Genomic DNA, 14521 nt, shown 5'->3' with positions numbered 1-14521 from the left:
GGGGTGGATGAATCGGCGCGCCATCCCTGCCTGTCTTTGCTTGTCATTTTTAAAGTCGTTGGCATAATGCGTTGCCATATTCGGCGCACCGGCCCGGCGCGCCCTCTGCTCAAGGCCGCCATGGACATTCCCGCGCACGATGTTTCCCCGCTTTCCGCCCCGCCTGATCCGGCCGAGCGGGCGATAGGCCAGTCGGAGGTTTTCCAGCGCTTGCTGCAAATGGTGCGGCGGGTGGCGCCGACGGACAAGACGGTGTTGATCTGGGGCCCCACCGGCGCCGGCAAGGAGGTCATCGCCCATGAGCTGCACCGCCACAGCCTGGTGGCGGGCCAGCCTTTCATCGATCTGAACTGCGCGGCGATCCCCGAGCACCTGATGGAGGCCGAGCTGTTCGGCCACGCCCGCGGCGCCTTCACCGGCGCGCAAGGCAGCCGCGTCGGCCTGCTGGCCCAGGTGGGCCGGGGCACGCTGTTCCTGGATGAGATCGGCGAGCTGCCGCTCGCCTTGCAGCCCAAGCTGCTGCGCGTGCTGGAAACGCGCAGCTTCCGCCCGCTGGGTTCGGCCGAGCCGCAGCATTTCGCCGGACGGGTGGTGGCTGCAACCCATCGAGACCTGCAGGCGGCGGTGCGCGACGGCCGTTTCCGCGAGGATCTCTACTACCGTTTGTCGGTGTTCGTGCTCAGCCTGCCGGGGCTGGAGCAACGCCGCGACGACATTCCTGCCCTGATCGAGCATTTCTCCGCGACGCAGCCGCGCCCGCTGCGCTTCGCCCCCGACGCCGTGTCGCGACTGCAGAACAGCCGCTGGCCCGGCAACGTGCGCCAGCTGCGCAGCCTGGTGGACAGGCTGGGCGTGTTGTCCGACGGTCCGTTGATCACGGCGGCGGCGCTCGACGAATTCCTCGAGCCGCACGCCCATCCGTGGCAGACCGACGCGGGCGAGCTGGCGGACGCGATGCTGGCCCTGCCGGGCGAGGACAAGCTGGCGGCTGCCGAGACCCTGCTGCTGAATCGGGCGCTGCAACTGTGCCGGGGCAACAAGACCGCGGCCGCGCGGATGCTGGGCGTGGGGCGCAAGGTGGTGGAGCGCAGGCTGGGCGCGCGCGAGGACAAGCGCCAGACCCTGCGCCGTCAGCTGGACGAGGGCGGGAGGCTGCTGGAGGCGGGCGATCTCGAGCAGGCGGCCCGCGTCCTGTCGCGCGGCTTGGCCTTGCTCGAGGAGGCGGCGCTGCAGCAGGAGGCGAGGGAGGAGCATTTCCACCTGCTGCGCCAGCTCGGCATCTGCCACAGCGCGCGGCATGGCTGGTCCAACGGCGAGGCCTTGTCCTGCTATGAGGCCGCATTGGCGGTGGGCAAGGAATTGGATTGCGAGCCGGAGATCATGTCCATCCTGTTCGGCATATGGACCAGCCAGCTGATGTCGCTGGAACTGGACCGGGCGCGCGGCACCGCGCAGCGGATGCTGCAGCGCGGCCAGGCGGCCGGCGACGCCAGCGCGCTGGCCGACGCCCATTTCGTGATGGCCAACACCCTGTTCTGGCTGGGCGACCACGCCGAGGTCCTGGCCTGCTTGGAACGGGGCGGCTTGCTGGGCGGCGGCCCTGGACGGCGCATGGGCACCCAGGGTTTCGATCTGAGCGGGCTGGTGCTGACCTTCGAGGGGCTGGCGGCGTTCCAGCTGGGGCAGTTCGCCCGGGCGCGGTCCGCGCTGGCGGCCTTGCTGGCGAGATGCGCCGGCGAGGATCAGCCTTTCAGCCGCGCCATCGCGCTGCAGGGCGCGGTATGGCTGGCCTGCCTGTTCGAAGACCCGTCGCTGGGCGAGCTGGCGGCGCAGATGGAACAGCTGTCCCGCCAGCACGGCTTCGCCTTCTACCTGGGCGTCGCCCAATTTTTCCTCGGTTGCGGCCTGGCTAGAGAGGGGCGCGCCGAGGATGCGGAGGCTGCGATGCAGGAAGGCTACCAGGGGCAGATGCTGCGGCATGGCGGCAAGCTGTTCCACTCCTTTTATGCCTGGCGGCGCAGCGAGCTGCTGCTGGCATCGGGACGCGCGTCCGAAAGCAGGGCGCTGGCCGAGCAGGCGCTGGAACTGGCGATGGCGCACAAGGAGCGCGCTTATCTGGGCGAGCTGCTGATCGCGCGCGCCAGCGCGCTGCGGGCGCAGGGCGATCTAGCCGGCGCCGAGCAAGGCTTGCGCAGTGCGGTGACCACGGCGGAAGCCTTGGGCGCGGTGCCGCCCAGGGTGGAGGCCGCGACCCGGCTGGCGGATCTTTTGGCCGCGTCGGGCAGGGAAGAACAGGCGCGGGAAATGCTGGAAACGACCTTGCGGGCCTGCGACGGCCGCGGGGAGCCGGCCCACCCCGTGCTGCAAAGGGCGCGTCGCCTGCTCGGCGGCCTGCCGGGCGGCCGCGCCGACCACAACGCAACAACAGGTGCAAGCCATGGCTTTTGAACTTTCATCCCGCGATCTGGAACCCTTACTGCAAGGCGCGTGCTTTTTCGGCAGCGGCGGTGGCGGGACGATGATCTCCGCCCGCCATCTGGCGGCGAATTTCCGCAGCGGCGACTACTACCCGACCGACAAGGTGCGGGTGGTGGACGTGGACGAGGCGATCGACGGCGACTGCGTGATGGTGGCCTATATGGGCGCGCCGGACGCGATCAACCAGGTGCAATGGCCGAACGGGCCGGTGGAGGCCGCGCGCGCCGCGCAGCAACGGCTGGAATCGCAGGGACGCAAGCTGGCCTACGTGGTGGCGCCGGAAAGCGGCGCGCTGGGTTTCGTGGTGGCCAGCCTGGTGGCGGCCAAGCTGGGACTGGCGGTGGTGGACGCCGACGGCGCCGGCCGCGCGGTGCCGTCCTTGCCGATGCTGACCTATGCCGCCGCCGGCGTGCCGCCGACGCCGGCTTTCCTGGCCGGCGAGAGCGGGCTGTGCGTGGAACTGGGCGTGCGCATGCCGCCGCCGGACGGCCAGCCGCAGGAAGACGTTTCCACCGTGGTGGAGCAGATGCTGCGCCCGATTCTGACCAATCCGCAGTTCGGACAATTCGGCGGCCTGGCGATGTGGATCATGTCGCCGGAGCAGCTGGGCGGCGCGCTGCCGGTGCGCGGCACCCTGAGCCGGGCGCTGAAGCTGGGCCGCGCGCTGCAGGACGGGAAGGTGAAGACCGCCGAGGCGATGCTGGACTTCCTGCGCCGCGAGCTCGACATCAAGGGCAAGCTGCTGTTCGGCCCGGCGACGCTGGCGTCGTCCGAGGTGAGCACCGCCGGCGGCTTCGACCTGGGCAAGGTGAGCCTGGAGGACGGCGAGCGCCGCTGCACGGTGCTGTACCAGAACGAATCGCTGTTGGCCTGGGACAGCGCGGTCTCCCATCCGCTGGCGACCGCGCCGGACGCCATCAGCTACTTTGTCGAAGGCGACGGTCAGCATGTGTTCAGCAACGGCGACTTGTCCGGTGGCGACCACGGTCTGGACCCGGCCGTGCGTGGCCGCAAGGCGGCGGTGATCGCGCTGCCGGCCGCCGCGCCGCTGCACAAGGGGCTGATCCTGCAAAGCTTCGCCGACGAACTGGCGCAGCTTGGCTACCTGGGGCCGTACGCGCCGGTGGACGCGGACCGGGAGGACGCGCGATGAGCTTGCGCATCTGCGTGCTGGTGCCGGTGGGCGTCGACACCTTCAACCAGCCGATACTGGAATCCATCCGCCCGGTGATCCCGGCCGACGTCGAGGTGGAGGTGCGCAACCTGCCGCGCGGCACCAGCCACATCCAGGACCGCATCGACTGGCTGGCCAATGGCCTGGCGGTGGTGGAGACGGCGCTTGAGCTGGAGCGCGAGGGCTTCGACGGCGTCTGGCTCAGCGATTTCGACATGTGCGGCGTCGAGGCCGCGCGCGAGGCGGTGAACATCCCCATCGTCGGCGGCTTTCCGACCGCGGCGTTCAGCGCGCTGCTGCTCAGCCAGCGCTTCTCCATCGTCACCGTGCTGCAGTCGACGCTGGCGATGCAGCACGGACACGTCCAGGCTTACGGCCTGCAGGATTCGTTCTGCTCGATCCGCGCGATAGACTGCCCGGTGGACCAGCTGTCCAATATGGATGTGGTGGTGCCCAAGGTGTACGAGTGCGCGCTGGAGGCCGTGCGCCGCGACGGCGCGCAGTCCATCCTGCTGGGCTGCACCGGCTTCGTCGGCGTGGCGCGCCGGGTGGAGCAGCTGCTGGAGGCGACGCTGGGCTGCTATGTGCCGGTGATCGATCCCAACCAGGCCGGCTTCAGCCTGCTGCTGTCGCTGGTGCGGATGAAGGTGCGCCCCAGCCGGCTGTGCTACGGCAAGGAGTCGCTGCCGGTGATCACCTCGCTGTCGCGGCAGGCTTGACGGCTTGCCGATGAAAAATCCCCGCTGCGGCGGGGATTTTTGCTTTCAGGCGCGCGCAGCGGCCAGCTGCCGCTTGCGAAAGCGCTGGGCCAGCATCGCGCACACCATCAGCTGGATCTGGTGGAACAGCATCAAGGGCAGCACGATGGCGCCGATGGTGTGGCCGGCGAACAGCACCTTGGCCATCGGCACGCCGCTGGCCAAGCTCTTCTTCGAGCCGCAGAACAGGATGGTGATCCGGTCCTCGCGGCTGAAGCCCAGCTTGCGACCGGCCAGCGAGGTGATCGCCAGCAGCAGGCCCAGCAGGATGGCGTTGACCGCCAGCAGGCCGGCCAGCGCCGCCGGCGGCGTCTGCCGCCACAGCCCGCTGATCACCGCCGCGCTGAACGCGGCGTACACCACCATCAGGATCGAGCCCTGGTCCACGTATTTCAGCAAGGCCTTGTGCTTGTCCACCCAGCCGCCTATCCAGCGGCGGGCGATCTGGCCGGCGATGAAGGGCAGCAGCAACTGATAGACGATGTCCAGCGCAGACCCCATGTTCTGCGCTCCGCCGCCGTGGCCGGCCACCAGCCAGCCCACTAGCAGCGGGGTGATGAAGATGCCCAGCAGATTGGAGGCGGTGGCGCTGCAGATGGCGGCGGGCACATTGCCCTGCGCCATCGAGGTGAAGGCGATCGACGACTGCACGGTGGACGGCAGCATGCACAGGTAGAGCACGCCCAGGTACAGCTCCGGTGTCACCAGCGGCGTCAGCACCGGCTTGAGCAGCAGGCCCAGCAGCGGGAACAGCGCGAAAGTGCAGGCCAGCACGGTCAGGTGCAGCCGCCAGTGGCCGGCGCCGGCCGCCACCGCTTCGCGCGACAGCTTGGCGCCGTGGAGGAAGAACAGCAGGCCGATGGCCAGATTGGTGGCCAGGTTGAAGATCTGCGCGGCTTCGCCGGAGCAGGGCAGCAGGCTGGCCAGCGCGACAGTGGCCAGCAGCGCGACGGTGAAGGAATCCAACAGCTTGGGCATGGCATCGGGCATTCGTTGTTTGGTCTTGCTATTGAAGCGCGGATTAATTAAGAATACAAATGCATTTATCAGATAAATTGAAAAGATAATTTTATGAATTTCACGCTGAGACAGCTAAGGGCCTTCTGCCGGGTGGCTGAGCACGCCAGTTTCAGCCGGGCCGGCGATGAATTGGGCCTGACCCAGCCGGCGGTCAGCCGCACGGTGCGCGAGCTGGAGCAGACGCTGGAATTGCGCCTGCTGGACCGCACCACCCGCGAAGTGGCGCTGACCGCGGCCGGGGCTCGGCTGCTGCCCAAGCTGAAGCGGGCGCTGGCGGAGTTGGACGAGGTGCTGGACGCCGCGCGCAAGGAGAGCGAGCAGGCGTTGGGCAGCGTCTACGTCGCCAGCAGCCCGACGCTGTCGGCCAGCCTGATGCCGGCCATCGTTTCCGCCTGCCGCGAGCGCTATCCGCAGCTGGGCCTGCATCTGCGCGATCAGGTCCAACGCCTGAATGTCGCGGCTGTGCGCGGCGGCGAGGCCGACTTCGGCCTGGTGGTGGAGCCGGAGCCCTGCGACGATCTGGAACAGGAGACGGTGCTGGTCGACGACTTCTGGCTGGTGTGCCGCGCCGACCATGGCCTGGCCGCGCGTGAAGCGGTGGAATGGGCGCAACTGGATGGCGAGGCGCTGGTGCTGCTGGACGGCAGTTCCGGCAGCCGGCCGCTGATCGATCAACTGCTGCGCGAACATGGCCTGGATTGTCCGGTGGCCCAGCAGCTGGGGCACTCCCATTCGGTATTCCGCATGGTGGCGGCCGGCATCGGCGTCAGCGTGTCGCCGGGGCTGGCCATGCCATTGCCGGAAAACTGCGGCCTGACCACGCGCCGCTTGTCGCCGCGCGCCAGCCGCCGCATTGTCTTGATCCGCCGGCGCAACCGCACGCTGTCGCCTGCCGCGGAGCGCGTATGGCGGCTGGTGTTGGAGATGAGGGGGCAATTGCAGACGCTGGCTCTGCAGGTAGAGGGGACGGGGAGGCTTTGATCGGGGAGGACAGACGCCCGGACGCCGCCGCATCGGCGCGCCCGGGCGATTCAGAGCTTACTGGGCGGTGTTGGATGCCCAGACCGGGATCTTCGGCTCGTAAATCACCAGGTTGCCGTCATCCTGCATGGTGACGAAACATCCCGGCTTGCCGTTGGTGCCGGACGCCCACAGCGGCTTGCCATGGAAGTCGTACAGCACGAAGTTGCCGTCGGTCTGCATGATGGCGCGCATGGCGTCCTTGCCATTGGTGTTGGAGGCCCACAGCGGATGATGGTTGGCCATCCGGTACAGCACCAGGTTGCCGTCGCTTTGCAGAATCAGCTGGTAGGCGCCGTTGGTTGACAGCAGGTATTCGTTGATGCCCAGGACCTGATTGGGGAGAAGGGTGCTTGCCATGTTGCCACTCCTTGAAATGAGGTTGTCAGGAAAAGTGGAGGCAGTGCGCGATGCGAATGGCGGCGATACGGTTTTCGGAATGTCCGCCGCCATCCGCATGCCGAGCGCATGGTATTTTCAATTCGGCGGCGGTGCAATATGTGAATCTCTGAAATGCAGGTATTTGGGCGGGAAATATGGGTTTTATGTCTTAAAGTACAGCTTTATTCTTTTTTGTATTGCTTTTTGGGCATGGTTGTATGGTTTGGATCGCTTTCTGAAATGTCGGCATTGCTATTTTGATAATTAGGCGCGGTATTGTTGCGTAACAATTTCAGCATGATTCTGAATGATTCGGAATATGATTTTTTATCGTGTTGATTCAGGTTTGTTTTGCCCAAAACGTATTCGGCAGAATTTCGGAAAGCATGGCGCGCTTGATTTGGCGGCGGGCTTGGCTGGCTGTCATCTGATTTTCGTGTCAATATTGTGCGCATTGCGCGCAGGTTCCAAAAAAACACGATCTGCCAGAGGTGGGCGGGTTGCGCGGCGAGTTGGGCGTTAATCAGGGAGAACTCTATGAGCGGAAAGGATTTTTTCTCCATCCTTTTTGTCTGCCACGGAAATATCTGCCGATCTCCGACTGCGGAAGGCGTGATGCGGAAGCGGCTGGCTGGAATGGCGTGGTCGGACCGGATTCGGCTGGATTCCGCCGGCACTCATGGTTATCACGTAGGGGAGCCGCCGGACGCGCGCAGCATGCGCGCCGCCGCCGGGCGGGGCTACGATCTTTTCGCGCAGCGCGCCCGCCAGGTGACTGATGGAGACTTTTCCGCTTTCGACCTGATCCTGGCCGCCGACCGCCATAACCTGGATGATCTGCGCCGGCGCTGTCCTGAGGAGCTGAGCGGTCGCCTGCATCTGATGCTGGAGCCGCTGGGGCAAGACCGGGAGGTGCCGGATCCGTATTACGGCGGCGATCGTGGCTTCGAACAGGTGCTAGACCTGCTGGAGGCCGCGTGCGACGCCTGGCTGGCCAGGATAGAAGCCGGATTGCGCTGAACGCCTGACCAGAGGCGGCGCTCCTGCTAAGCTATCTGAAACAACCCAGTCACGCCTGGGCGGGCCGAAGCCGACGGCCGCGCGGGCGAACTCTGTCTGCAAGGTAAAAACATGGCCTTGACTTCGCGAGAGCGAGCGAACAAGACTCCTTTGGAAATCGTCCCCAGCCACAGCGCGGACGTGATCCTGCCGCGCCAGCCGACCAAGACGCCGCTGGCCAGCCAGACCGTCATCGTCATCGGCTCCTCCACCGGCGGCACCGAGGCCTTGCGCACGCTGCTGACCACGCTGCCCGCCAATATGCCGCCGATACTGATCGCCCAGCATATGCCGGAAATGTTCACCCATTCGTTCGCGCAGCGGCTGGATTCGTTATGCCGCTTGCGGGTGAAGGAGGCGGAGGACAATGAGAGGCTGCAGGCCGGCACCGTCTACATCGCGCCCGGCCATTCCCATTTATTGATCAAGAGCGCGCCGACGATAGGCTACAGCACGGCGTTGAACAACGGCCCGGCGGTCAACCGCCACCGGCCGTCGGTGGATGTGCTGTTCCGCTCCGCCGCCAATCTGGTCGGCAAGAACAGCATAGGCGTGATCCTGACCGGCATGGGCCGCGACGGCGCCAATGGCATGCTGGAGATGCGGCAGGCCGGCGCCTGGAACATCGCTCAGGACGAGACGAGCTGCGTGGTGTTCGGCATGCCCAAGGAGGCGATCGCCATCGGCGCCACCCACGAGGTGCTGGCGCTCGGCAGCATCGCCCAGCGGCTGGTCATGCTGGCGCACCAGCGCCAGCCATCGGTGTAACCATAATAAGAAGCATTGGATTCCATGAAGTATCTTCCGATTCTGGTGGTCGAGGACGACGCGGACCTGCGCGAGGCCATCATCGACACCCTATCGCTGGCCGGCTATCCGACGCTGGAGGCTTCCGACGGCGGCGCCGCCCTGCTGAAACTGGCCAAGGAGCCGGTGGGGCTGATCATTTCCGACGCGCAGATGGCGCCGATGGATGGCTACGATTTGTTCGAGGAGGCGAAGAAGCGCTATCCCGGCGTGCCTTTCATCCTGATGACGGCCTATGGCGTGATCGAGCGCGCGATCGAGCTGTTGCGGGCCGGCGCCGCCCATTACCTGTTAAAGCCCTTCGAGCCGCAAAGCCTGCTCGCCGAGGTGGCGAAGCATCTGTTGGCGATGCCGGGCGACGACGGCGGCGAAGTGGTGGCGGAGTCCGCCGCGATGCGTCAGTTGTTCGCGCTGGCGGGCAGGGTGGCGCAGAGCGACGCCAGCGTGATGATTTCCGGCCCCAGCGGCTGCGGCAAGGAAGTGCTGGCGCGCTACATCCATCGCCATTCCCGGCGCTGCGCCGGGCCTTTCGTCGCCGTCAACTGCGCGGCGATCCCGGACAATCTGTTGGAATCCACGTTGTTCGGCCATGAGCGCGGAGCCTTCACCGGCGCCGCGCAGGCGCTGCCCGGCAAGTTCGAGCAGGCGCAGGCGGGTACCATTCTGCTGGATGAGGTGACCGAGATGCCGTTGCCGTTGCAGGCCAAGCTTTTGCGGGTGCTGCAGGAGCGCGAAGTGGAGCGGATAGGCAGCACCCGCGCGATAAAACTGGACATCCGCGTGCTGGCCACGTCCAACCGCGATCTGCAGACGGCGGTGGCGGCCGGGAATTTCAGAGAGGATCTGTATTTCCGTCTGAATGTTTTCCCGTTGAGAATACCGGCGCTCGCCGAGCGGCCGGAGGATATTCTGCCATTGGCACGATTCCTGCTTAAAAAACATGGGGAGGCCGCCGCGCGGGCGTCTTTGGTATTTTCCAAGGATGCGGAACGTCATTTGACGGCCTATAGTTGGGAGGGTAACATCCGCGAACTGGATAATGTCGTGCAGCGGGCGGTCATTCTTGCCGCCGGGGCGGAAATTCTTGCCGCCGATCTGATGCTGGGCGATATTGCAGGCGTGGGGCAGTTTACCCGGGCAGAGTCCGAATCGGACAGTTCGGTGTCGGGTGAAACCGACATGAAAACCCTTGAAAAACGCCATATTCTGGAAACATTGGCGGCAGTCGGCGGCGTGAAGAAGCTGGCTGCGGAGAAACTGGGCATCAGCGAGCGCACTTTGCGCTATAAATTGCAGCGTTACCGTGATGAAGACGCTGCGGATGCCGGTGGAGATGTTCCGGAGGGAAGTGGCACGGAGTAGCCATGTCAGTCAATAATATCGACCAGTTGCTGGGCGAACTGAAAAGCGCGGCGGCGCTGGCTTCCGGCAAGCAGCCGCAGGCGATTCAGCAGACGCCGCAGGTCGACTTTTCCGACGTGCTCAAATCGACGATAGAGCAGGTCAATTCGGCGCAGCAGACATCGGAGGAGATGCAGAAGCAGTTTCAGCTGGGCGACAACAAGGAGGTCAATCTGCAGGACGTGATGGTGTCGCTGCAGAAAGCCAGCCTGTCGTTCCAGACGATGGTTCAGGCGCGCAACAAGCTGGTCAGCGCCTATCAGGAAATCATGAATACTCAAGTCTAGCGCTGCCTTGCCACGGCCCGGCGGCGGTGGACCTAAACCATAAACCACCGTATGGCTGATCTGGCAGAAGAAAACGCTACTCCAGTTTGGCGCGCGCGACTGAACGAAGCGGGTGATCGCTTCAAGGCGCTGCCGAACAATCGAAAAATCCTATTTCTCACGGCGCTGGCCGCGATTTTCGCCGTCGTCGTCGGCGCGGTGCTCCTCAACCGCACGCCTTCCTACAAGATACTGTTCTCCAATCTGCCCGATCGCGACGGCGGCCAGGTCACGGCCGCGCTGCAGCAGATGAACATCCCCTACCAGCTGGGCGAGGGCGGGGTGGTGTCGGTGCCGGCGGACAAGGTCTACGATGTCCGCTTGAAGCTGGCGGCCCAAGGCTTGCCCAAGGCCAGCGGCGTCGGTTTCGAACTGATGGACAATCAGAAGTTCGGCATCAGCCAGTTCGCCGAGCAGGTCAATTACCAGCGCTCCATCGAGGGCGAGCTAGCCCGCACCATCGAGGCCGTTTCCTCGGTGCAGAGCGCCCGCGTCCACATCGCCACCCCCAAGCAGAGCGTGTTCGTCCGCGAGCAGCAATCGCCCACCGCTTCGGTGATGCTGCAGCTGTATCCGGGGCGGATGCTCGATGGCGGCCAAGTGGCGGGCATTCTGCATCTGGTTTCCAGTTCGGTGCCGAACCTGCCGCTGAAGAACGTCACCATCGTCGACCAGGACGGCAATCTGCTGTCCAAACAGACCGGCCCCGACGATAACTCCGGCCTGGATCAGCGCCAGCTGGGCTTCGTGCGCCAGGTCGAGGAAGGCTACGTCAAGCGGATCGAAGATATCCTGGAGCCCATCTTCGGCCACGGCAACGCCCGCGCCCAGGTGACGGCCAACGTCGATTTCTCCGAAACCGAGCAGACCTCGGAGACCTATCGGCCCAACTCCAATCCCAACCCTTCGGCCACCCGCAGCCAGCAGATCAGCGAGAAGCTGGTCAACGGCTCGGCAAACCCCACCGGCGTGCCGGGCGCCTTGTCCAACCAGCCGCCGTCCGCGGCGTCGGCGCCGATCACGCTGCCGCCGGGTGCCGCGCCGGGCACCGCCAATCTGTCCGGGCTGGGCGTCAGCGCCAGCGGCACGCTGCAGCGCGACATCACCACCAATTACGAGGTCGACAAGACCATACAGCACACCAAGGTGCCGACCGGCGTGGTCAAGCGCCTGTCGGCGGCCGTGGTCGTCAATTACCGCAGGATGCCGGACAAGAGCGGCGAGATGAAGCCGACGCCGCTGACGCCGCAGGAAGTTCAGCAGATCAACAATCTGGTGAAGGAGGCGATGGGCTACAACACGGGACGCGGCGATACGTTGAACGTGGTCAACGCCGCCTTCGCCGACAATGCCCAGCCCGTCACCATGCAGGAGCGGGTGATCGATTACGTCAGCGGCAACGGCACCAGCCTGATCAAGTACGGCCTGCTGGCGATCGCGGTTCTCTACTTGCTGTTCGGCGTGGTGCGTCCCGTCATGCGCGATCTGGTCAGGCCGCCGGCGCCTGCAGGCGCGGAGGGCGAGGCCGGCGCCGCCGGCGCGGCGGGGCCCGGGGGGCGTTTGCTGGGCGTGGCCGGGGAAGAGGGCGAGCCCGGCGTCGCGGGCGCCGCGATGGCTGGCGGCGGCGAAGACCCGCGCGAAGCGCAGAAGCGCCAATACAGCAGCAATCTGGAAGCCGTGCGCGAGCTGGTGAAGTCTGATCCGCGCATGGCGGCCCAGATCATCAAGGAATGGATAAGCGCCGATGAGTGATAACGGAATACGCAAAAGCGCCGTGCTGCTGTTCAGTCTCGGCCAGAACGAGGCGGTCGAGGTGTTCAAGTATCTCGGCCCCAAGGAAGTGCAGAAGATCTCCCTGGCGATGGCGGCGATCAACAATCTCAGCTACGAGCAGATCGACGAGGTGGTGGCCGAGTTCCGCAAGGAGTGCGACGCCCGCGCCAGCATCGGCGCGTCCGACGAATATCTGCGCAACGTGCTGATCGAGGCGCTGGGGCCGGACAAAGCCGCCAACTTGCTGGACAAGATCATGCAGGGCAACGATCACAGCGGCATCGAGAGCCTGAAGTGGATGGACCCGTCGTCCGCCGCGGACTTGATCCGCCACGAGCACCCGCAGATCATCGCCACCATCCTGGTGCATCTGGAGCCGGACCTGTCCAGCTCCATCCTGGCTTTCTTCCCGGAGCGGATGCGCAACGAGGTGCTGATCCGGACCGCGACGCTGGAGGGCGTGCAGCCGCAGGCGCTGCGCGAGCTGAACGATGTGCTGACCCAGCTGTTGTCGGGTTCCGACCGCATCAAGAAAAGCGCGTCCGGCGGCGTCGGCCTCACCGCGGAAATCCTCAACTTCATGGGCGGCAACGTCGAGGCGTCGGCGCTCAGCTTCATCCGCGAGTACGATCCCGAGCTGGCCCAGCGCATCCAGGACAAGATGTTCGTGTTCGAGAACCTGCTGGACATCGACGACCGCTCGATCCAGACGATTCTGCGCGAGGTTCAGTCCGATTCCCTGGTGATCGCGCTGAAAGGCACCAGCACCGATCTGAAGGAAAAGATCTTCCGCAATATGTCGCAGCGCGCGGCGGAAATGCTGCGCGACGATCTGGAGTCCAAGGGCCCGGTCAAGCTGTCCGAAGTGGAGGCCGAGCAGAAGGAAATCCTCAAGGTGGTGCGCAAGCTCGCCGACGATGGCCAGATCGTGCTAGGCAGCAAGGGCGGCGATGAAGGCCTCATCGAGTAACGGACCCATCATTTCCGGCGAGGACCTGGAGAGCTGGAGCAGCTGGAGCCCGGCATCGCTGGATGGCTTCACCCAGGCGCTGTCCCCGGCCCAATTGGTGGCGATGGCGCAGATGCGCCGTCCGGGCGCCAGCCTGGCCGAGCGCATCGCGGCCTCCGAGTCCGAACCGTCTGCGCCGATTCCGCTGGCGGAAGCCGAAGCGCTGGCCGAGCAGGCTGAGGAAGCCCAGCCGGAAGCCGAGGCCCCGGCGCTGGGCTACCCCACCGCCGCCGAGCTGGAGGCCATCCATCAGGAAGCCTGGCAGGCGGGACATGAGGCCGGCCTGGAGGCGGGGCGGACGGAAGGTTTCGAGCAGGGTTTGCAGGCCGGTCGGGAGCAGGGCGAGGCGGACGCGCGCGCCGAGCATCTGCCCAGGCTGGAGCAGGCCTGGCAGGCGCTGAGCGAGATGGGGGCGAGTTTTTCCAGCGAGCTGGCCGAGATGGAGCAGGCGCTTTCCCGGGACTTGCTGCGGCTTGCCTGGGGCCTGGCCCAGAAGCTGGTGCAACAGAAAATAGATCAGGACGAGCAGGTTTTGCTGCCGCTGTTGCAGGCGGCGCTGGCGGAGCTGCCGTCCACGCTGGCCAGCGCCCGCCTGCGCGTGAATCCGGCCGATCTGGCCGCCGCGCGCGAATTCCTGCAGCAGGAAACGCCGGAGACGGCGTGGCAGTGGGTCGAGGATCCGCAGATGCGCCGAGGCGGCTGCGTGATCGACGCCAGTTCGGTGCGGCTGGATATGGCGCTGGAAACCCGGCTGGCGGCGCTGAGCCGGGCGCTGGGGCTGGAGGGCGGAGATGAGCGGCAGCCTGATTGAGCGTCAGCGCGACTGGCTGGCGTCCTGCGGCGCGGCCGCGGAGTCGGCCAGGCTATGGCAGCCATGCGGCCGGCTGGTCCGCGTCACCGGCATGGTGATGGAGGCGGTGGGCATCAAGCTGCCGGTGGGCGGCGCCTGCCGCGTGGTGTTGGCGGACGACCACTCGGTGGAGGCCGAGGTGGTGGGCTTCTCCGGCGACAAAGTGTTCTTGATGCCGCTCTCCAATGTCCATGGTTTGCTGCCCGGCACGCCGGTATTTCCCTTGCCGTCTTTCAATCCTCCCCGCTACGGCCGTGATGTCGGCGCGGCGCAGGCCGCTAATGGCGCGGCCGGCCGCCAGGTGCCGGTGGGCGCCAGCCTGCTCGGCAGGGTGCTGGATTCGCTGGGGCGGCCGCTGGACGGCCTGGGCCCCATCCACCCCGAGGCTTGGTTTCCCTTGTACAGCCAGCCGATGAACCCCTTGCACCGCACGCCGGTGCGCGATGTGTTGGATGTCGGCGTGCG

Annotated in this window: 14 protein-coding genes and 1 pseudogene; 12 read left to right on the top strand and 3 right to left on the bottom strand. The window is 65.8% G+C overall.

Annotated elements, in window-relative coordinates:
- Positions 1-120: 120 nt before the first annotated feature.
- From ACY3GB_RS06230 to ACY3GB_RS06220, 3 genes are read left to right on the top strand one after another with little or no spacing between them, the layout of a single operon-like run.
- Entirely contained in the window at positions 121-2448 is a 2328-nt protein-coding gene (locus ACY3GB_RS06230) for a sigma 54-interacting transcriptional regulator (RefSeq protein ID WP_463087985.1), read from the top strand.
- A complete protein-coding gene (locus tag ACY3GB_RS06225; protein ID WP_463087984.1) occupies positions 2438-3631 on the top strand; it encodes a DUF917 domain-containing protein in 1194 nt (397 codons plus the stop codon). The genes ACY3GB_RS06230 and ACY3GB_RS06225 overlap by 11 nt, the downstream gene beginning before the upstream one ends.
- Positions 3628-4371: an aspartate/glutamate racemase family protein gene (locus ACY3GB_RS06220; protein WP_463087983.1), complete on the top strand. Its 744-nt coding sequence runs from the start codon at positions 3628-3630 to the stop codon at positions 4369-4371. The genes ACY3GB_RS06225 and ACY3GB_RS06220 overlap by 4 nt, the downstream gene beginning before the upstream one ends.
- 45 nt (positions 4372-4416) lie before the next feature.
- Here the strand turns inward: ACY3GB_RS06220 and ACY3GB_RS06215 are convergent, their stop codons facing one another.
- Complete coding sequence (locus ACY3GB_RS06215) at positions 4417-5388, bottom strand: bile acid:sodium symporter family protein (RefSeq protein ID WP_463087982.1); 972 nt, start codon at positions 5386-5388, stop codon at positions 4417-4419.
- A gap of 93 nt (positions 5389-5481) precedes the next feature.
- On the opposite strand from ACY3GB_RS06215, the gene ACY3GB_RS06210 reads away from it, so the two are divergent.
- The gene (locus tag ACY3GB_RS06210; RefSeq protein WP_463087981.1) at positions 5482-6411 is read left to right on the top strand and encodes a LysR family transcriptional regulator; all 930 of its coding nucleotides are present in this window, start codon (positions 5482-5484) and stop codon (positions 6409-6411) included.
- A gap of 57 nt (positions 6412-6468) precedes the next feature.
- Here the strand turns inward: ACY3GB_RS06210 and ACY3GB_RS06205 are convergent, their stop codons facing one another.
- Positions 6469-6810: a hypothetical protein gene (locus ACY3GB_RS06205; protein WP_463087980.1), complete on the bottom strand. Its 342-nt coding sequence runs from the start codon at positions 6808-6810 to the stop codon at positions 6469-6471.
- 203 nt (positions 6811-7013) lie between these two features.
- Positions 7014-7394, bottom strand: coding sequence for a hypothetical protein (locus ACY3GB_RS06200; RefSeq protein WP_463087979.1), 381 nt, complete (start codon positions 7392-7394; stop codon positions 7014-7016).
- Positions 7395-7446: 52 nt separating this feature from the next.
- Here ACY3GB_RS06200 and ACY3GB_RS06195 point away from each other — a divergent pair, with 52 nt between their 5' ends.
- The 8 genes and pseudogenes from ACY3GB_RS06195 to ACY3GB_RS06160 all read left to right on the top strand — a co-directional run.
- Positions 7447-7851, top strand: coding sequence for a low molecular weight protein-tyrosine-phosphatase (locus tag ACY3GB_RS06195; RefSeq protein ID WP_463087978.1), 405 nt, complete (start codon positions 7447-7449; stop codon positions 7849-7851).
- A gap of 150 nt (positions 7852-8001) precedes the next feature.
- Positions 8002-8658 (top strand): chemotaxis protein CheB, encoded by a 657-nt coding sequence (locus ACY3GB_RS06190; RefSeq protein WP_463087977.1) that lies wholly within the window; start codon positions 8002-8004, stop codon positions 8656-8658.
- A 24-nt stretch (positions 8659-8682) separates the two neighbouring features.
- Positions 8683-10059, top strand: coding sequence for a sigma-54-dependent transcriptional regulator (locus ACY3GB_RS06185; protein WP_463087976.1), 1377 nt, complete (start codon positions 8683-8685; stop codon positions 10057-10059).
- A 2-nt stretch (positions 10060-10061) separates the two neighbouring features.
- Positions 10062-10385: a flagellar hook-basal body complex protein FliE gene (fliE, locus tag ACY3GB_RS06180; protein WP_463087974.1), complete on the top strand. Its 324-nt coding sequence runs from the start codon at positions 10062-10064 to the stop codon at positions 10383-10385.
- A 51-nt stretch (positions 10386-10436) separates the two neighbouring features.
- Positions 10437-12176 (top strand): flagellar basal-body MS-ring/collar protein FliF, encoded by a 1740-nt coding sequence (fliF, locus tag ACY3GB_RS06175; protein WP_463087973.1) that lies wholly within the window; start codon positions 10437-10439, stop codon positions 12174-12176.
- A complete protein-coding gene (gene fliG, locus ACY3GB_RS06170; RefSeq protein WP_021477483.1) occupies positions 12169-13167 on the top strand; it encodes a flagellar motor switch protein FliG in 999 nt (332 codons plus the stop codon). Before fliF ends, fliG begins: the two co-directional genes overlap by 8 nt.
- Positions 13148-14017, top strand: coding sequence for a FliH/SctL family protein (locus ACY3GB_RS06165; protein ID WP_463087972.1), 870 nt, complete (start codon positions 13148-13150; stop codon positions 14015-14017). Before fliG ends, ACY3GB_RS06165 begins: the two co-directional genes overlap by 20 nt.
- Positions 13998-14521 (top strand): annotated as a pseudogene (locus ACY3GB_RS06160) (flagellum-specific ATP synthase FliI); the annotation flags it as partial. The gene ACY3GB_RS06165 and the pseudogene ACY3GB_RS06160, both read left to right, overlap by 20 nt.

It is taken from the genome of Chromobacterium sp. Ag138, assembly GCF_055181315.1.
Note: the sequence above shows the minus strand (reverse complement) of the source record. Positions and strands in the feature narration are given on the sequence as shown.